Source organism: Sphingomonas colocasiae (genome assembly GCF_019880585.1).
In the GTDB taxonomy this organism is placed as follows: domain Bacteria; phylum Pseudomonadota; class Alphaproteobacteria; order Sphingomonadales; family Sphingomonadaceae; genus Sphingobium_A; species Sphingobium_A colocasiae.
This window is the reverse complement of the sequence record NZ_JAINVV010000014.1, coordinates 163302-178654: the sequence shown is the minus strand read 5'-3', so window position 1 is coordinate 178654 and position 15353 is coordinate 163302. Positions and strand designations below refer to the sequence as shown.

Sequence of the window (15353 nt, the reverse complement as noted above, 5' to 3'; positions counted from 1 at the left end):
GGCTAGAACGGAACGTCGTCGTCGAGATCGAGGCGAGACGGGCCGGACGATGCGGGAGGATCCGCGCGATCGGCGCCGCCGGCGGCATCGCGGCCGGACTGGGGGCGCTCCGCCTGGTCGGACTGGCCGCGATCGAGCAACCGCAGCTCACCGCTGAAACGCTGGATCACCACTTCGGCGATGCTGCGTTCCACGCCCTCGCGATCGCGATATTTGCGGTGCTGCGTCTGCCCTTCCACATAGCAGCGGCTGCCCTTGCGCAGATAATCCATGGCAAGCTTGCCCAGATGCTCGCTGAAGATGACGACGCGGTGCCAGTCGGTGCGTTCCTGCCGGTTGCCGTCGCGATCGTTCCAGCGCTCACTGGTCGCCAGACCGAACGAAACGACGTCGTTCCCATTGGGCATCGTCTGCCGCTTCGGATCCGCGCCAAGGTGGCCGATCAAGAGCTGCTTGTTGAGGGAGGCGGTCATAGTTCGAAGCCTTTCAGCGCTTCATGGACCCGCAGCATGCGCACGACGTCGCCTGAGGCGAGCGCAGCAATGCCCTCGACGATCGACGCTTCCATCAACGTAATCGCCGGCTCAACGATCACGCCTGGCATGGTGCGGAATTGCTTGTAGGCGTCCTGCACCGCTCGAACGCGGTTGATCTCGCGGGGCAGCGCTTCGGCCAAACTCTCCGTCATGACCGACCACCCTCAACCGCTACCGCGCGCGCCCGCCGCGTCCCCACCTTCTGATCGGAGCCGTGCCAGACGAATTCGCCATCCTCTCCGACAGGGAAATGATCGCGACACGCGACACAGAACGTGCCCGAATAGAATTCCGGCTGGCGGGCATATGTCTCGGCCAGCTCGATGCCCATCGCGGTGACGGCGCCGCAGGTCTGGTGCACATAGGATCGCCGCACCGGCTCGACGAAGCCCTTCGCGCGCTCTTCATCGTTCAATACGACATAGCCCTTTTGCATGCCGGTGGCGGGATCGATCTCGCGATGATCGGGAGTGACCGGCGAACCGTCGGTCAGCGTGGTTTTCGTCATGGCTTTTCTCCGACCACAAAGGTGAAGCTGCGCGCTTGCTCGTTGAGCTGCATGGAGAGATTGAACCGACCGGTGCCGTCGATCTCCGCGTTCGGGATCTCGATCGATCCGCCGGCGCGATTGACCAGCACGATCAGCAGCTGTCCCAGCATCGCGTCGATGGCTTCACGCGCGATCGGATTGGCCTGCATCTGGGTAAGCCGGTTCATGCCGGTGAAGTGCTTGCGGCCGCTCACGACAGGATCACCCCGTCCCAGGCGTGAAAGACTTGGGTCCAAGCCTCGCATTGAACCTGCTCGCCCGTTTCATCATCAATGTACGAACTGGGCGGATAATCGATCGTCTGCTCTTCCATCGTCGCAGCCGCGACGGTGCCGAGCGCATAGGTGGTATTGGATCCGAATGCGCCATTCTCGGGAGATTTGAAGATCACCGGCTTGCTCGGATCGAGCGCTTGCAACTTCGCGATAAGGTCGCCGACCGTGATGGTTTGCGGATTGTGATCCGACTGCGGATAATAGTTGCCGCTCATCCCTTCCTCTCCTTTCGGTTTCCATCCAGCACCTGGTCGACCAGCCCGGCGCCGGCGACGCGGGTGATGATCTGGGTTGCCAGTTCGACCAGGCTCATTCGCCGGCGGTTGATATGCGGGCGCAGCTGCTCAACGGCCTGCGGCGGGATCGAGATGATCGGCCCGGCATAGCCACGCCGGCGCGCCGATCGCGGATGCGATGCCCGCCACTCCAACGAATTGACCACTGTCCGCTTGATCCCCAGCCGCTCCGCGATCTGGGCCGTGCTCAACCCCTCCGCGCGCAACGCGACCACGGCCGCAGTGCGGCTCGGATAGCCAAGGGCGGGGATCGTCACAGCAGCAGCCTCACGACAGCGGCCGGATCGATCGGCTCGATCACTTCCACGCCCACGTCGCGCAGGCATTCGGTGCAAGGCTTCCACTCGCCGGGATCCGCTTCGCCTCGCTCGATCTTGTTCCGGCGAACATGCGGCCAGATCTCGAAACAGGATGGATCGCCATATTCGGCGCACCGATCCTGACAGGCGTTGCGGCAGGGATCGACGTTCACCGCTTCCTCCCCGGATCGCGATTCCACGCGTCGGCCGCCGTGGCGTCGTCGCGATAGGCGTCTTCGATTTCCGGCCCGGTCGCGCGACAGCCGGGGCATTCAACCCAGGTCTTCATCACGTCTTCGGCAACGCGGCGCGCACGAAGGCCGGGCATCCGCCCGCAGGGGCAGCGATTGAGCGAGGGGCGATCTGTGATCCGCAAGGGCGCGCCCGATGACGCACCGCTGGGGGCCTCGCGAGCCGTACCGGACCCCTCTGGGGTATTCTGTCCTGAAATCGTCATGCCGCGTTCCGCAGCGCCGCCGCACGCCGGCGATAGAAGCGGTTGAGCGCCTTGAGCAGCGCGGCGGATCCCTGCACGCAATCGCGGCGGTGCCGCTGCTCGGCATCACCCGCCAGCGGCTCCACCGGCGCAAAGGTGCGCTCCAGCACCAGCGCGGGCTTGGGCGCCACCTTCGCCGCCCGCCGCTGTTTCAGCCATACGCGCAGCTTCGCCTGGCGATCGATGCCCAGCGTGTCCTTTTTCAGGCGGCTGACCGCAAAGGGATCACCCATCGCCAGCCGCCCGACCTGCCGGGCATTCATGTTGGTTTCCGCCATATAGGCGGTGATCTCTTCCAACAGCGTCACTCCGCCGCCTCCATCGTCTCTTCGGCGAGCAGGTCGAACAGGCTGGCCGTGGCCCGGCCGGCATCCTGTTCGCGCAACAGCATCACGCCATCTTTGAAATATTTCTCGCTCAGCTCGGTCGCCCAGCCGCGCCGGCCGTGCTTCACCGCGCGCAGCGGCACGCTCAGCAGCCCGCCGAACGGATCGAACACGACGTCGCCGGGATTGCTCCAGTTCAGCACCGCGCGATCGACGATATCGAAGGGGAGGGGGCACAGATGCTCTTCGCGGCCCTTGGCGGACTGGACGGTATTGGCGCCCAGCATCCGCGCCACATCTGTCCACACATCCGGGTGCCAGCTCTGCGCCGGCATCAGCGCGAAATCGACGGGAAGCGACCAGCGCGCCTCCATTGCCTCGACCAGGGCGACATGGCCGTCATGGTCATAGACACTGGCATAGCTCCAGCCGCGGAACAGGCGGTAGATCTGCTTGAACGGCTTGCCGACCAGGTCCTCCGGCGTCAGCACGCGATCGCCGCTGCTCCGCCACATGCTGCACGCATCGGTCTGCCACCGCGCGCGCGAATAGCCGGTACCGCCGACCGGCCGGGCCTTCATGCCCTTCACCAGATCATCGGCGCGCTTGCTGTCCCACCGGATGATCTCGCCGGTGTCGACGATCTCCAGATCGGGCTTGCCCTTCACCACCGGCACATCGGCATAGCCGTTCGATCGGTCCGACGGCGGCTTGCGGAACAGCAGAAGATATTCGGGCAGGCCAACGCCCATGCCCGATGCATCCTTGCACTGCTCGGTCCAGCCCAGCCGATAGGTGCCGGCATTCTCGCGCACCACGTCGGTCACGATCGTGATCATGCCGAGATAGGCGAAGCCGTGCCGCTGATAATGCGCGATGCACCGCGCATGGAACGGCTCGATCGTGCGGAAGCCCAGGCCTGTCAGCCCGCTCGGCACCACGCGATCCTTGACGTGCACCGCCATGCGCCGGCCGGGCTGAAGGACTCGCAACAGCTCCGGCGTCAGATAGTCCATCTGGCCGAAGAAATGGTCGAGATCGTCGGTATGGCCGAAATCGTTATAGCTCGGGCTATACTCATACTGGTTGCCGAACGGCACGCTGGTCACGATCAGGCCAACACTGTCCGCCGGCAGCGCCGCCGTCTGGATGACGGTATCGGCGTTCCACACGCGCCAGCTGTCGCCCTCCACCGCCGGCGCCGTCTCGGTCGCCACCGTCCGCGCCAGCACGTCGCGCGCACCGGCCAGGCCAAGCCCATAGGTGCGGATGATCTCGCTCATCCGCACAACGGTTTCCTTGTGCCGCGCCCACTTCTCCTCGAGCACGCGGCGCACCGCGCGTTCCGCCTCGGAATAGATCAGGTCGATGCGAACCCGGTGCGTCTGCAGGAATCGCTGGATGCGGTGGATCGCTTGGATGAAGTCGTTGAACTTGAAGCCGATGCCGAGGAAAACCGCCCAATGGCAATGGCGCTGGAAGTTGCAGCCGCTGCCGGCGAGCACCGGCTTTGCCGCAAGCTCCTGGATCTCGCCGTCGGAAAAGCGGATGATCGTCTTTTCCCGCTGCCCCAGCTCCTGATTGCCATAGACGCTCGCGACATTCGGGATCGCGCGCTCGATCGCGGCGCGCTCCGCCTCCAGATCGTGCCAGATGATGCGATGCGCGGCAGGATCCTCCGCGCGTATCTCCATCAGCTTTTCGATCCGGGCACCCAGGCTGTCGCGCTTCTCGCGCGCCGCGTCGACCAGACCGATCGCATCCTTTTTCAGCAGCAGGCCCTGGCCGCTCTTGTCGGCGCCGGCGACGGCATGATCCGCCGGCACTTCATGCCAGCGCACGTCCAGCTCGGGCAGCTCATAGCCTTCGTCGGAGAAACCGAGATCGGACGGGCGTTGCACGAACGCCGCCCAGCTGTTCACCCACAGCCAGAATTCATCCGCCTTGTGCGGATGGATCGTCAGCTCGTCCGCCTTTTCGCTGTTGCGCTTGAAGAACCGCGTCTTGGCCTGGCCGACGTCCATGATTTCCAGGAACGCGGCATAGGCCAGCAGCTCGACATATTCGTTCGGGCTGGGCGTCGCCGTGGCGACGAACTTATATTGCATCCCGTCGAACAGGCGCATGAACTCGCGGAACGTCTTCGTCCCGCCGAACCCGCGCAGGCACGATGCTTCGTCCAGCGAACAGGCGTTGAACAGCGACAGGTCGATCTTGCCTTCGCGAACGCTTTCATAGTTGGTCAGATAGAGCTGGCCACTGGGCCCAGGCTCAGCCGCGATCGCGATCTCCGCCGTCGACCGAATGAAGATCGGTGACATGCCGAGCATCGCGGCATCGCGCTTGAACTCGATCAGCACCGTCAGCGGCACCACGATCAGCTGGCGCCCGCCGAGCTGGGCACCCAGCTGCCGCATGATCTCCAGCTGCATCAGGCTCTTGCCCAGCCCGAACGCCGCGAAGATGGCGCGCCGTCCGCCTGCCACCGCCCAGCGGACAAGCGCCTGCTGATGCGGTTTCAGGATCGGATGCACATCGTTCGCCGCCACCGGCACGCCCAGCGGCGGCAGATCCAGGATCTTCGCGCGAACGAAATCCAGATAATCCAGCGGCTGGGCAGCGGTCGAAGCCGCAAGGGCGGGACCGCGCCTCATGCCGGCATCCCGCTATGCTGGACGCCATCGAGCAGCCGCCCGGTGATCTTCTTCGTGCCCCGGAACATGGCGATGCCCGGCCCGCCGCGCGATGCGGCATGGCCCGTGCGAACCGAACCGTCCGGCCAGGCCGCGAAACCAGATGTCGCAGGCCGCGCGCCCATCAGCGGCGCGAACCATCCCCATTGCTTCAAAAAGAAGGCGGTGTCCGTGTCCGCGCAGTCATCGCGAATGTCGCGCACCCATTTGGGATGCATCGCCCGGGGGCCATTCTCTCCGCCCACGATCGCCTGATCGATCGAAAGCGCCGGGCTCCCTTCGGGATAGGGGCGCGTGACGTCCCAATCACCGATATAGGGCACGCCGCTTTCGACATACCGGCCGGCGAGCGCATCGATATGGATGCCGGCCCGCGCCGAGCCGAGCACCTGCGGCACGATGCAGATCCGCCGAAGATTAACCGGCCCCAACAGCGGCTCCAACGAAAGGAAACGCACCGCTGCCGGCGTATTCAGCAAATGCGGGATCCGCTCATTCGCGCGCGGTTGATCCTCGACAGACGTGCCCAGCCAGACATTCTTGAACCCGGCATTGGTCCGATGGTCGATCCGCTTGAGCGCGTCGACGCAAGCCTGCCGCGCCGCCATGCCGGCGGCTTCGTCCCAGCGGCCCTTGAGCGTAGCAGCGATCCGATAGGCCGCGTCCGAAATCCGATCGAGCCGAGTGTAAAACAGCGAATTGAGCGGCTGGGTCAGATACGCCCGCATCCGCTCCGGCCGCTTCGTCAGCACCTGGAATATGTGCTGCGGGCATAGCGCCATCACCGCGAACACCGCGTCGATCACGTCGTCTGAAACGGCTTCATGGAACAGATCGCCATGCGCGCAGACGAAGATCCGCTTGGGCTTCCGCCAGCGCAGCGGCTGCAACAGCACCTTTCCATCGACCCGAACCTGCCCGTTCCACACCGGCCCGGCCGCCGTGTCGATCGTCAGCCCCGCGCGCGACGGATGATTGCGCAGTCGCGTCCCCGCCAGCCGCATCGCATAGCAATGCTTGCACCCCGGCGAGAGGACGGAACACCCGTTCACGACGTTCCACGTCGCATCGGTCCATTCGATCAGCGTGCGGGCAGCCATCAGCGAGCCCGCCCATCAAGCCCGGTCGCGCTCAGCGCCGCGCGCACGGCGACGCGGACCTCTCGCGGTTCGAAGCCTTCCATATGCAGGCCGATCGCCACGCCTTCGGCGAACACATCCACCTGTTTCGCCAGCAGCGTGCCTTCGTCGGCGGTCAGCCGCCCCCTGGCGATCTGCACCTCGATCCGCCGCCGATGATCGGCCGCATAGGCCTTCACCGCCGCCCGCTCGGTTGCGATCGTCTCCGCGCATAGGCCGGCAAGTGGATCAACCGGCTTGCGCTCAATGCGAAATTGGCCTTCCAACCGCTCGGTCGCATAGCCATCGTCGCCAGGAATGGGCCGGCCGTTCGCGTCTCTGAGACAGCGAACCAGCCAGCCTTCGGCTGCGTTTACTTCGACAACGTCCCGAATCTCGACGCCGTCAGCGTCGACGATGAGAAGATTGAACCAATTATCTGGCGGTCCACCAACGCAGGCATATGTGACGTCCGTCATGCCGCTGCCCTCACTTCCTGATACCGGGCAAACGCGACCCGCGCGCGATGCGCCTTGTCGATCGCGCGCTTCAACGCCGCTTCCAGCAGGTCGGATTGCTGCTCGACCGCGAGCGCAGCCGCGCCGGCCTGCTCAGCAGCCTTGTCCGCACGCGCTTTCGCGGTCGCGATCTTCCGGTCCTGGTATCGCCGCCGCGCCGCTTTCAGCGCGACCAGCCGTTCCCGCCGGCGATGCTCGGAATCCAGCAGCCCCACCGCACGCTTCTTCGCGTCCAGCGCCGCCAGCTCCGCGAGCTGGGCGGCGATCGCTGCGGCTGAACTCTTCATGCCGCCAGCGCCAGTTGCGCCAGGCGCGCCGCCGCACGGTCCAGCTGCTCGGCACGCCGCCGCGCGCGCCACCAATTGCGCAGCCGCTCGCGGCGCAGCAGATCGTCCAGCCGCGCCACTTCCTGATCGGAAAGGCTGCGGGTCAGGTTGATGCGCTCCAGCCGCGCGATCTCCGCGCGTTGCTCGGCGATGGATTGGCGGTTGATCATCGTCCCCCCTCTTTCCTTAAGCCTTGCCGCTGACGACGGCGTCCGCATGTGCCCCGCGACACGCCCGAATCCCGGCGTCGAGCGCATCGCGCATCGAGACGGCGGCGGGCACGTCCAGCCGGAAGGCGAAGCCCATTCCGGTCAGCAGGAAATCATTGGCCGATCGGCTGTCGCTCACCGCATGGAACAGCGGCCCACTGGGCAGCTGGTCGCCCAGCCGCCCGCTGCACAGATGCGCGCCCAGCGGCGCCGTTTCGGCGGATGGCGCCAGCACGGCCGCCGCATCGGCTTCGATCTCCGCGATAGCTTCATCGATCTCCGCCGGGACGGGGATGACTTGGTCGAAATGGGCGGCCACGACCGCGCCGCCGCTCACTTTCTCGATACGCTCAAGCAAAGTGGCCATCAGTGCAGTGGGCGCAGTGCAGCAGAGTAGAAGCTCGATCGCCTCGCCCATCGCGAACGGGTTGGACAGGCTGCGCGACAGCAGCGCCGCCTGGCCGGGCGCGGTCATGATCCAGTTCGCCAGCGCCAGCGCGCCCGCATTCCAGTCATCACCGCCCGCCACATCCTTGCCGGCCAGCGCACGGCAGCACGCGACCAGCTCCGCGCCGGTTTCCACCGGCCCGTCCAGCCAGCTCTTGTCATCCAGCGTGAACCGCATCAGCGCACATCCTCCAGCATGCGTTCGAGCACGGCTTTCAGCCGCACCGCCGCCTCGATCCCTTCGGTGACTTCCTTGATCGCGTGCTCCAGCTCGCCGCGGTCGAACTTGCCGTCCGCAAAGCCCGCGACGATCGTCGAGGCGCCATCCGAATGCTCTTTCAGGCTGACGGCGAGCGCCGCGTGAACATCGGCCGGCAGCGTGCCGGCACGGGGCAGGGGAACGAACACGCCGCCCATGACCTCGCACAGCCGGCGCGTCACGTGCGGCCAGCCTGGCCGGTTCTTCGCCTTCGGCTCCAGATCCGCGACAACGTCTATTGGCACGAACCGGTCTGGATGATCCTCGCTGGCATATTCCGCCAACACGCTCTTCCCGACGCGGCACAGGCTGGCGGCGGCTTCCAGCCCGCCACAGCCCTTGATCATGTCGTGCGTGACGTCTTTCAGCTTGATCTGTTCGGGGGTCAGGTCGGTCACGCCAGCGCCTCCCGTAAAAACGTCCAGCGCTTGCCGTCCCAATAGGCCCAGGCCGCAAGGTCCGTTCCGGTGCCCAGATCGATCCCGATAACGGGCCGCTTGAACCGGGCGGTGTTGCCAAGCGTGTACGGCAACAGTTCGAACTGCGTCGGGGTCACGCGGGTTTTCCGGCGCAGCTTCCATGAGCGCCGACGCTTCACGCGCTCACCCGTGCGGAAATTTCCCCGCCCTTTCCGGATGACGGCGGCGTAACGATCAGGCTAGCCGCTACGCTGTGTTGCAGAACCAAGCCCTCCGCAGAGATCTTGCCCCCCGATGCGGCGATGATGCGCCGCATCACATCGCGGGTGATGTTCTGCTCACCCTTGCGGATGCGCGATATCGAAGCCTCGCTGAGGCCGACGCGTCCGCCGAAGTCGGCGGCCGTGATGTCCTCGCTGGTGAGATAGTCATCGAGCGTCATAGCACGGCGACTTACACCCAGCGTAAGTCTTACGTCAAGCGTAACTTACATGGGGCGGCATTCTCAGTGCACGCGCCATGTAGGACACTCGCTTACATGGTACGCAATCCCGCCTCGAAACATCGGACCTATTTCAAGGAATGGCGCAGCTATCGGGGGCTGACGCAATCGGCAGCCGTGGCGCGGATCATCGAGCTGGCCGGCGATACGGACCCTGACGATCCGGGCCGCCGTGTTCCGAAAACCGAAGCCAGCCTTAGCCGGATCGAGAACGGCAAGCAGCCCTACACACAGGCGGTGCTGGAAGTGCTGGCCGATGTGTATCAGACGCACCCGGAATACCTGATCTCCAGAGATCCGACGAAGGAGGGCAAGGTGCTTTCCATTCTCGATCACCTGACGCCAGATCAGTATCGCCAGGCCGAAGCGGTCTTGGAAGCGCTCGCGCGCAGCGGCACGCACGGCTAAGCCGACAACCTGATACATCGTCGATCGCCTAGGTGGGCGCGAACGCGGACGCGCGTTTGCGCCCTCTTTCGTCCATTCTCGATCAATCTCGCCTTTCCTACACGCCCGAAAATTGCGCAGCATGCAATCTATGCGAGTCGCGCCCATATCGATTCCGAAACGGTAAATTACACCATACGTAATTTCCATTTGACAGAGAACTTACACCACACGTAATTATCGCCCCCGTCAACAACGGGAGGCAAACATGCTTCAATCTGTTCCATTCCCTCATGCTGGCTCCAGCGCGTTGCTTGCCGGCCAGCCGGTCAAGATCCATCAGTGGAACCGTGACGGCTCCGCTGTCGTCATCACCGATCGCGGCACGCGCCGCGCCCAGCCAGACGAACTGTCGCCCCCGGCGGAGCCGACGCTGTTCGAACGCTGGCTGGCCGATCGCGTCGTGCCCCGCATCCATCCGGCCAATCTCGATATCGACGAACAGGCCCGCACCCCCGCCACGGATGTCCTGTCCGACTACATGAACTGGCTGTCCAAGAATGGCGGCCACGCGGAGGACTACCCGACCAGCGAATATGCCTTTCGCCGCATGATGCTGGAAAAGGGCCATCGCATCGTGCGCGGCTTCTGGCGCCGCCCCGGCGACACGCACGCGCGCAGCCGCATCCTGTTCAAACTCGCGCTCAAGACGGTGCTCTGATGAGCCGCGCCCGCCAGTCAGAGAATTGCCGGCTCCATGTGGAGGCCAGCAACCTGCCGAAGATCGGCAGCGAAACCGAATTCCGCCGCATGGCGACGATCGATTGGAGCGAAATCCAGCCGAGCGACGACGATCAGGCCGCCGATCGCGCCCGAGCCCGCCGCGATCGCCGCCTCTACATCGCCTTCGGCCTGATCGTCGCCGTCGTCATCGCCGCCCAGGCAGTCAGGTGGGCGATATGAGCCGCTGGCTTGACATGAAATCCATGCCGATCGGCGACCAGCGCCATATCGTGGTCGAGGTTCGGGGCGCGCCGCAGCCGCAGGCGCTGGCATACTGGACGGGCCGCATCTGGGCACTCGCCCCGATCAGCGACAATCCCGTCGATATCGGATTTAACCCGGTCGAATATCGGATGCCGATCGAACAGGCGGCGGCGTCAAGCGACCCCGCATCCACCGATCTCCGCCAGGGCGTCAGTAAGGCCACGCATGAAGCGCTCGACATTCTCGACGTGCTGCACAGCCCCGAATGGGACAAGGTGCGGCAGAACACCAATTACTGGCTGGCGGCACTAGGCAGGCCAGAGCTGTCCGCGTTGGGCCATCACGCGCAATCCGTCGAAGTGCTCGTGCGCCTCGTCGTCGACGAAAGCCAGCCGCGCGCAGAACGCCGCGATCTGGCTCTGGGCCTCGCCGCGAGGATGCTGGCGATGATCGACCTGTGGGACGCCGAAGAAGCGACGACGCCAGCGGAGATCCCGGAATGACGATCGAACCGGGGGACATCCGGGTGCTGATCGGCTGCGAACGCAGCGGCGCCATCCGCCGTCAGTTCGTTGCGAGGGGCTTCGATGCATGGTCGTGCGATCTGGAGCCGGCAGACGATGGCAGCAATCGCCACATCACCGGCAATCTGCTGGATCATCTGGACGATGGCTGGGACATGCTCGCCGTCTTCCATCCGCCCTGCACGGTGCTTTGCAACTCCGGCGTGAAATGGCTCTACATCGACGGGAAGAAGATCAACGGCCCGGATCCGCAGCGCTGGGCCGAGCTGGAAAAAGCCGCCGCATTCTATCGGGCGGTTCGGGATGCGCGCCAGATCCGGCGCCGCGCGATCGAAAATCCCGTCATGCACCGCTACGCGATCGATCTGACAAAGCGCGGCCGAACGCAGTTTGTGCAGCCATGGTGGTTCGGAGATCCATTCTTCAAGGCGACGGGCCTTGAACTCATCGACCTGCCCGATCTTGTGCCGACCGACCGGCTGGACCCGCCGGCCCCGGGTACTGACGAGCACAAGGCATGGAGCCGCGTTCATCGTGAACCGCCGGGGCCGGAGCGCGCGCGCAAGCGCAGCGAAAGCTTTCCCGGCATCTCCGCCGCCGTCGCCCAGCAATGGGGCGACCACCTTCTGGCGCAAATGCTTGCCGAAAGGGCAGCGGCATGAGCCTAGTGCATAACCTCGCCTATGAACTGGCGGATCTGATCGACCAGCGCGGCATGCGCGAGCGAGCAGAGCCCGCCGTCGCAGCCGTTCACGAGATCGTGAAGGGCCATGCCATGACGATGCCGACCGCGATCGAAGCAGCGTGCGTCGGTATCGTGGTGGCTGAAAACATACTGCGGGAGGCGATCGAATTCGCCGTTCGATCCGCCGAAGCATCGGGCGCGGAAGCCGACGCGATCCGCGCCGCAATCGAGCTTGTGTTTGCTGGTATGCGCCCATGACCGACGCCCCCCACTTCGCGCACGATTGGGATCTGATCGCCGCCGAAGCGGCCGACGCCGCGCGCCGGCGCAAGGCCTCGATCGAGATCCTGACCGAACGGCTCGGCGAGATCGCCGCCCAGGCCGAGCTGGCTGCCTGGCGCGCGATCGCGGCCGATTGGCATTGGGTAGTCAACCATCAGCGCCCCGCCGGCATCGACGATGTCAGCCAGCTCGCGAAGCTGACCGCGCTGGAAGAGTCCTATACGCGCTGCACGCAGCAGCTGCGCAAGGCGCAAGACGATTTGCCCGTAGAGATCCGCGCGACGATCGACGGCAACACCGAAACCGGCCTGCGCTACATCCACGGCGATCTGATCGAACCGTACCTTACGGCCTGGCGCCGCCGCGAGCTGGTCGAGGCGATGCTGTGGTGGCAGCGCCGCACCGGCGATCAGTCCATCCGCATCCTTGTCCTCGCCAACATCAAGGCCCGCCAAGATCGCGCGCCGGCCATCCAGGGAGAAGCCGCGTGAACGCGCATGTCGTCCTGCCCGATTCCGACGCCCGCCGGCCATTCACGGTCAAGACCTTGGCCGCGCATTGGGAATGCAGCGAAGGCGTCATTCGCAAGCTGATCGAGCGCGGAGAGTTGCAATGCTTCCGCGTTGGCGATCTGATCCGCATCCGCCACACCGAAGTAGAGAGATTCGAATGCAGTCCGACCCCTTCACAGTCCAGCGGCTTCGCGGCGGATACGCAATCGTCTGGCAGGATGCCGAAGGAAAGCGCCGCCGCCACGCCCTATCCGCGACCGATCGAATCGGGGCTGAGGCCGAAGCGCGGCAGCGCTGGCGGCTCGGCAACCGTTCTGCCCGGACCGTGGGAGACATAGTCGAGGCCTATCTCGCCGATCGGCGGGCAGAAGGCATCGTCACCGCGAATCGGCAGTCGGATGCCTGGAAGGCAATGCGCGACTATTGGGCAGCGGTTTCACCGAACCTGATCGATAAGGAAATGGCCAGGGGCTATGCCGCGCGTCGTCGTGCCGCGCCGGCGACAGTGCGCTACGAATTGTCGATGCTGTCGGTCGCGCTTCGCTGGGCGAAAGACGAGAAGCTGATCGATAACGCGCCGGAGATCTGGCGACCGTCGCCGCCGGAGCGCCGCAAGCGCCATCTCAGCCATGCCGAATTCGAAAAATTCTTCGCGGCCGTGAAGGCGCCGCATGCCAGGCTCTACGTGTTGCTCGGCCTCTACACGATGGCGCGGCCGGCCGCGCTGCTCGATCTGACATGGGATCGCGTGAACTGGCAAAAGGGAACGATCGATCTCAATCCGGAGGGGCGGGTTCAAACCGCGAAGCGCCGTGCCGATGCGCTGCCACTGAACGAAGAGGCGCTGGACGCTCTGAAAGAGGCGTGGCGCGCGCGCCAGAGCGAATATGTGATCGAACGGGGCGGCAAGCGAATCGCCAACGTGAAGAAACTTTTCCAGGCCGCCAGCGAGCGCTGCGGCTTCCACGTCACTGCCTACATGCTTCGCCATACCGGCGCCGTATGGGCGGCGGAGGCGGGCGCCCCGATGACGGAGCTGGCGCAGTTCATGGGGCATGAAGATAGCCGCACCACGGAACGTCACTACGCCAGGTTCACACCCGGCCATCTGAGGGGTGTAGCAAGCCGAATCCAGCGCAGGGCAGGGGGGCAAGGTTCAATCGAACCTTGGGGCACTGTCCAAACTGGCTAGAAATTGGCTGAAAATGTGGTCGGGGAGAGAGGATTCGAACCTCCGGCCCCTGCCTCCCGAAGACAGTGCTCTACCAGGCTGAGCTACTCCCCGACCGATGCGGAACCGGCACGAAGCCGGTAGGCAGGCGGCGGCTTATAGCAGCGGTTTGGCGCACCGCAAGCCCGCTTCAATCACTCCGTGCCGCGATCATCTCCGCGACGTTCACGAACTTGCCGCGCGGGCTGCCGTCGCGCGCCCGCGCGACTTCCGCCGCTTCGATTTTCTGCCAGTCCCGGAAGGTGACGACGTCGACCTCTCGGCGGGCGAGCAGCGAATCGAGCCCCGCGCGGCCGGCCTTTCGCGAAGGCTCGGGCAGGTCGGCCGCGATCTTCTCGGCGATCATCTGGCCATCCGGCCGATTGGTGCCGATGGTGCCGGTCGGCCCGCGCCGCGCCCAGCCGACGCAATAAAGGCCGGGCAGGATGCGGCCCTCGTCATTGGCGAATCGGCCGCGGCCATGTTCATAGGGCACCCCCTCGATCTGCGGGGTGCTGTAGCCGATGCAACTCACCACCAGCCCGCAGGGAATCGCATAGCGCTCCCCCGTCCCGTGCGAGCGGAGATCGGCGTCCAGCTCGGTGCGTTCGACGATCACGCGCTCGACCTTGCCGTCGCCCTCGATCGCGACGGGCATCGCGAAGAAATCGAAATCGATCGTGATCGGCTTCTTCGCGTCGGTCGCGGCGAAGTCGCGAAGATGCGTCACCGATTTGCGCATGCCGGGTTCGAGCAACGCGTCGTCACCGGTCGGCGGCAGGTCCGCCGGATCGACATGCGGTGCCGCGCGTTCGAGATGGCCGAGTTCTCCCAGTTCCTTGGGCGTCATCGCGATCTGGTGCGGGCCGCGCCGGCCGAGGATCGAGACCCTGGTGATCGACGATTCCGCGAGTGCCGCCAGCGCATGGTCGACAATGTCCGATCCCGCGAATTCGGCGGGCGTCTTGGAGAGGATGCGGGCGACGTCGAGCGCGACATTGCCGTTGCCGATGACGACGACGCCGTCGATATCGAGTCGCGGCGAAAGGTCGGCGAATTCCGGATGGCCATTATACCAGCCGACAAAGGCGGCGGATCCGACGACGCCGGGCAGATCGTCCCCCGCGATGCCGAGCGGCCGGTCGCGCGGGGCACCGGTCGCCAGCACCACCGCATCGTAGAGCGACTGAAGCTCGTCGATGCTGACGTCGCGTCCGACCAGGACATTGCCGACGAAGCGGACATTGTCGCTGAGCGCCACTGCTTCATAGCGTTTGGAAACCGCCTTGATCGACTGGTGATCCGGGGCCACGCCGAAGCGGATAAGGCCATAGGGCACGGGCAGACCGTCTATGACGTCGACGCGGACCTCGCCGCCGAAAAGCTTCTGGCAGGCCTCCGCCGTATAATAGCCGGCTGGCCCCGAACCGATCACCGCGATGTGCCGCATGGATCATCTCTCCTTGCTTTTTCAGGATCGTAACGCGGCGGAAAGGC

26 protein-coding genes and 1 tRNA gene are annotated in these 15353 nt (G+C 65.1%); 8 read left to right on the top strand and 19 right to left on the bottom strand.

Going from position 1 to position 15353, the window contains the following annotated elements; genetic code table 11:
- Positions 1–2 precede the first annotated feature (2 nt).
- The 17 genes from ssb to K7G82_RS27555 form a co-directional block, all read right to left on the bottom strand.
- Positions 3–473: a single-stranded DNA-binding protein gene (gene ssb, locus K7G82_RS27635; protein ID WP_222993426.1), complete on the bottom strand. Its 471-nt coding sequence runs from the start codon at positions 471–473 to the stop codon at positions 3–5.
- On the bottom strand, positions 470–688 hold the full coding sequence (locus tag K7G82_RS27630) for a hypothetical protein (protein WP_222993424.1): 219 nt from the start codon (positions 686–688) through the stop codon (positions 470–472). The genes ssb and K7G82_RS27630 overlap by 4 nt, the downstream gene beginning before the upstream one ends.
- Positions 685–1044 (bottom strand): hypothetical protein, encoded by a 360-nt coding sequence (locus K7G82_RS27625; protein ID WP_222993422.1) that lies wholly within the window; start codon positions 1042–1044, stop codon positions 685–687. Before K7G82_RS27625 ends, K7G82_RS27630 begins: the two co-directional genes overlap by 4 nt.
- On the bottom strand, positions 1041–1280 hold the full coding sequence (locus K7G82_RS27620; protein WP_222993419.1) for a hypothetical protein: 240 nt from the start codon (positions 1278–1280) through the stop codon (positions 1041–1043). The genes K7G82_RS27625 and K7G82_RS27620 overlap by 4 nt, the downstream gene beginning before the upstream one ends.
- The gene (locus K7G82_RS27615) at positions 1277–1576 is read right to left on the bottom strand and encodes a hypothetical protein (protein WP_222993417.1); all 300 of its coding nucleotides are present in this window, start codon (positions 1574–1576) and stop codon (positions 1277–1279) included. Before K7G82_RS27615 ends, K7G82_RS27620 begins: the two co-directional genes overlap by 4 nt.
- Positions 1573–1914 (bottom strand): hypothetical protein, encoded by a 342-nt coding sequence (locus K7G82_RS27610; RefSeq protein ID WP_222993415.1) that lies wholly within the window; start codon positions 1912–1914, stop codon positions 1573–1575. The genes K7G82_RS27615 and K7G82_RS27610 overlap by 4 nt, the downstream gene beginning before the upstream one ends.
- Positions 1911–2156, bottom strand: coding sequence for a hypothetical protein (locus tag K7G82_RS27605; RefSeq protein ID WP_222993413.1), 246 nt, complete (start codon positions 2154–2156; stop codon positions 1911–1913). The genes K7G82_RS27610 and K7G82_RS27605 overlap by 4 nt, the downstream gene beginning before the upstream one ends.
- Positions 2157–2409: 253 nt before the next feature.
- The gene (locus K7G82_RS27600) at positions 2410–2760 is read right to left on the bottom strand and encodes a hypothetical protein (RefSeq protein ID WP_222993411.1); all 351 of its coding nucleotides are present in this window, start codon (positions 2758–2760) and stop codon (positions 2410–2412) included.
- Positions 2757–5432, bottom strand: coding sequence for a DNA methyltransferase (locus K7G82_RS27595; RefSeq protein ID WP_222993409.1), 2676 nt, complete (start codon positions 5430–5432; stop codon positions 2757–2759). The genes K7G82_RS27600 and K7G82_RS27595 overlap by 4 nt, the downstream gene beginning before the upstream one ends.
- Positions 5429–6571 (bottom strand): DUF5131 family protein, encoded by a 1143-nt coding sequence (locus tag K7G82_RS27590; protein WP_222993407.1) that lies wholly within the window; start codon positions 6569–6571, stop codon positions 5429–5431. Before K7G82_RS27590 ends, K7G82_RS27595 begins: the two co-directional genes overlap by 4 nt.
- Positions 6571–7068 carry a hypothetical protein gene (locus K7G82_RS27585; protein ID WP_222993405.1) on the bottom strand — a complete coding sequence of 166 codons (498 nt, stop codon included), beginning with the start codon at positions 7066–7068 and terminating at the stop codon, positions 6571–6573. Before K7G82_RS27585 ends, K7G82_RS27590 begins: the two co-directional genes overlap by 1 nt.
- Positions 7065–7394 (bottom strand): hypothetical protein, encoded by a 330-nt coding sequence (locus K7G82_RS27580; protein ID WP_222993403.1) that lies wholly within the window; start codon positions 7392–7394, stop codon positions 7065–7067. The genes K7G82_RS27585 and K7G82_RS27580 overlap by 4 nt, the downstream gene beginning before the upstream one ends.
- Entirely contained in the window at positions 7391–7603 is a 213-nt protein-coding gene (locus tag K7G82_RS27575) for a hypothetical protein (protein WP_222993401.1), read from the bottom strand. The genes K7G82_RS27580 and K7G82_RS27575 overlap by 4 nt, the downstream gene beginning before the upstream one ends.
- Positions 7604–7619: 16 nt before the next feature.
- A complete protein-coding gene (locus tag K7G82_RS27570) occupies positions 7620–8267 on the bottom strand; it encodes a hypothetical protein (protein ID WP_222993399.1) in 648 nt (215 codons plus the stop codon).
- Positions 8267–8746: a phage regulatory CII family protein gene (locus tag K7G82_RS27565; protein ID WP_222993397.1), complete on the bottom strand. Its 480-nt coding sequence runs from the start codon at positions 8744–8746 to the stop codon at positions 8267–8269. Before K7G82_RS27565 ends, K7G82_RS27570 begins: the two co-directional genes overlap by 1 nt.
- Positions 8743–8946 carry a hypothetical protein gene (locus tag K7G82_RS27560; RefSeq protein WP_222993395.1) on the bottom strand — a complete coding sequence of 68 codons (204 nt, stop codon included), beginning with the start codon at positions 8944–8946 and terminating at the stop codon, positions 8743–8745. The genes K7G82_RS27565 and K7G82_RS27560 overlap by 4 nt, the downstream gene beginning before the upstream one ends.
- A complete protein-coding gene (locus tag K7G82_RS27555; protein WP_222993393.1) occupies positions 8943–9209 on the bottom strand; it encodes a helix-turn-helix domain-containing protein in 267 nt (88 codons plus the stop codon). The genes K7G82_RS27560 and K7G82_RS27555 overlap by 4 nt, the downstream gene beginning before the upstream one ends.
- Positions 9210–9305: 96 nt before the next feature.
- Between K7G82_RS27555 and K7G82_RS27550 the strand changes: the two genes are divergently transcribed.
- The 8 genes from K7G82_RS27550 (at position 9306) to K7G82_RS27515 (ending at position 13838) form a co-directional block, all read left to right on the top strand.
- On the top strand, positions 9306–9677 hold the full coding sequence (locus K7G82_RS27550) for a helix-turn-helix domain-containing protein (protein WP_222993391.1): 372 nt from the start codon (positions 9306–9308) through the stop codon (positions 9675–9677).
- Positions 9678–9924: 247 nt separating this feature from the next.
- Positions 9925–10377: a hypothetical protein gene (locus tag K7G82_RS27545; protein WP_222993389.1), complete on the top strand. Its 453-nt coding sequence runs from the start codon at positions 9925–9927 to the stop codon at positions 10375–10377.
- Positions 10377–10619: a hypothetical protein gene (locus tag K7G82_RS27540; protein WP_222993387.1), complete on the top strand. Its 243-nt coding sequence runs from the start codon at positions 10377–10379 to the stop codon at positions 10617–10619. The genes K7G82_RS27545 and K7G82_RS27540 overlap by 1 nt, the downstream gene beginning before the upstream one ends.
- Complete coding sequence (locus K7G82_RS27535) at positions 10616–11146, top strand: hypothetical protein (protein WP_222993385.1); 531 nt, start codon at positions 10616–10618, stop codon at positions 11144–11146. The genes K7G82_RS27540 and K7G82_RS27535 overlap by 4 nt, the downstream gene beginning before the upstream one ends.
- A gap of 23 nt (positions 11147–11169) precedes the next feature.
- A complete protein-coding gene (locus K7G82_RS27530; protein WP_343228666.1) occupies positions 11170–11829 on the top strand; it encodes a hypothetical protein in 660 nt (219 codons plus the stop codon).
- A 5-nt stretch (positions 11830–11834) separates the two neighbouring features.
- The gene (locus K7G82_RS27525) at positions 11835–12110 is read left to right on the top strand and encodes a hypothetical protein (RefSeq protein WP_222993381.1); all 276 of its coding nucleotides are present in this window, start codon (positions 11835–11837) and stop codon (positions 12108–12110) included.
- A complete protein-coding gene (locus K7G82_RS27520; RefSeq protein ID WP_222993379.1) occupies positions 12107–12625 on the top strand; it encodes a hypothetical protein in 519 nt (172 codons plus the stop codon). The genes K7G82_RS27525 and K7G82_RS27520 overlap by 4 nt, the downstream gene beginning before the upstream one ends.
- Positions 12626–12803: 178 nt before the next feature.
- Positions 12804–13838 (top strand): tyrosine-type recombinase/integrase, encoded by a 1035-nt coding sequence (locus tag K7G82_RS27515; RefSeq protein ID WP_222993377.1) that lies wholly within the window; start codon positions 12804–12806, stop codon positions 13836–13838.
- A gap of 16 nt (positions 13839–13854) precedes the next feature.
- Here K7G82_RS27515 and K7G82_RS27510 read toward each other — a convergent pair.
- A tRNA-Pro gene (locus K7G82_RS27510) sits at positions 13855–13931 on the bottom strand.
- Between the two features lie 76 nt (positions 13932–14007).
- Positions 14008–15306, bottom strand: a complete 1299-nt coding sequence (locus tag K7G82_RS27505; RefSeq protein ID WP_222993375.1) for an FAD-dependent oxidoreductase — start codon at positions 15304–15306, stop codon at positions 14008–14010.
- Between the last annotated feature and the right edge of the window lie 47 nt (positions 15307–15353).

Bases quoted from the DNA above. Each gene is read 5' to 3' on its own strand.
- ssb (WP_222993426.1), bottom strand. From the start codon at position 473: ATGACCGCCTCCCTCAACAAGCAGCTCTTGATCGGCCACCTTGGCGCG.
- K7G82_RS27630 (WP_222993424.1), bottom strand. From the start codon at position 688: ATGACGGAGAGTTTGGCCGAAGCGCTGCCCCGCGAGATCAACCGCGTT.
- K7G82_RS27625 (WP_222993422.1), bottom strand. From the start codon at position 1,044: ATGACGAAAACCACGCTGACCGACGGTTCGCCGGTCACTCCCGATCAT.
- K7G82_RS27615 (WP_222993417.1), bottom strand. From the start codon at position 1,576: ATGAGCGGCAACTATTATCCGCAGTCGGATCACAATCCGCAAACCATC.
- K7G82_RS27595 (WP_222993409.1), bottom strand. From the start codon at position 5,432: ATGAGGCGCGGTCCCGCCCTTGCGGCTTCGACCGCTGCCCAGCCGCTG.
- K7G82_RS27590 (WP_222993407.1), bottom strand. From the start codon at position 6,571: ATGGCTGCCCGCACGCTGATCGAATGGACCGATGCGACGTGGAACGTC.
- K7G82_RS27585 (WP_222993405.1), bottom strand. From the start codon at position 7,068: ATGACGGACGTCACATATGCCTGCGTTGGTGGACCGCCAGATAATTGG.
- K7G82_RS27580 (WP_222993403.1), bottom strand. From the start codon at position 7,394: ATGAAGAGTTCAGCCGCAGCGATCGCCGCCCAGCTCGCGGAGCTGGCG.
- K7G82_RS27575 (WP_222993401.1), bottom strand. From the start codon at position 7,603: ATGATCAACCGCCAATCCATCGCCGAGCAACGCGCGGAGATCGCGCGG.
- K7G82_RS27570 (WP_222993399.1), bottom strand. From the start codon at position 8,267: ATGCGGTTCACGCTGGATGACAAGAGCTGGCTGGACGGGCCGGTGGAA.
- K7G82_RS27555 (WP_222993393.1), bottom strand. From the start codon at position 9,209: ATGACGCTCGATGACTATCTCACCAGCGAGGACATCACGGCCGCCGAC.
- K7G82_RS27550 (WP_222993391.1), top strand. From the start codon at position 9,306: ATGGTACGCAATCCCGCCTCGAAACATCGGACCTATTTCAAGGAATGG.
- K7G82_RS27545 (WP_222993389.1), top strand. From the start codon at position 9,925: ATGCTTCAATCTGTTCCATTCCCTCATGCTGGCTCCAGCGCGTTGCTT.
- K7G82_RS27540 (WP_222993387.1), top strand. From the start codon at position 10,377: ATGAGCCGCGCCCGCCAGTCAGAGAATTGCCGGCTCCATGTGGAGGCC.
- K7G82_RS27535 (WP_222993385.1), top strand. From the start codon at position 10,616: ATGAGCCGCTGGCTTGACATGAAATCCATGCCGATCGGCGACCAGCGC.
- K7G82_RS27520 (WP_222993379.1), top strand. From the start codon at position 12,107: ATGACCGACGCCCCCCACTTCGCGCACGATTGGGATCTGATCGCCGCC.
- K7G82_RS27515 (WP_222993377.1), top strand. From the start codon at position 12,804: ATGCAGTCCGACCCCTTCACAGTCCAGCGGCTTCGCGGCGGATACGCA.
- K7G82_RS27505 (WP_222993375.1), bottom strand. From the start codon at position 15,306: ATGCGGCACATCGCGGTGATCGGTTCGGGGCCAGCCGGCTATTATACG.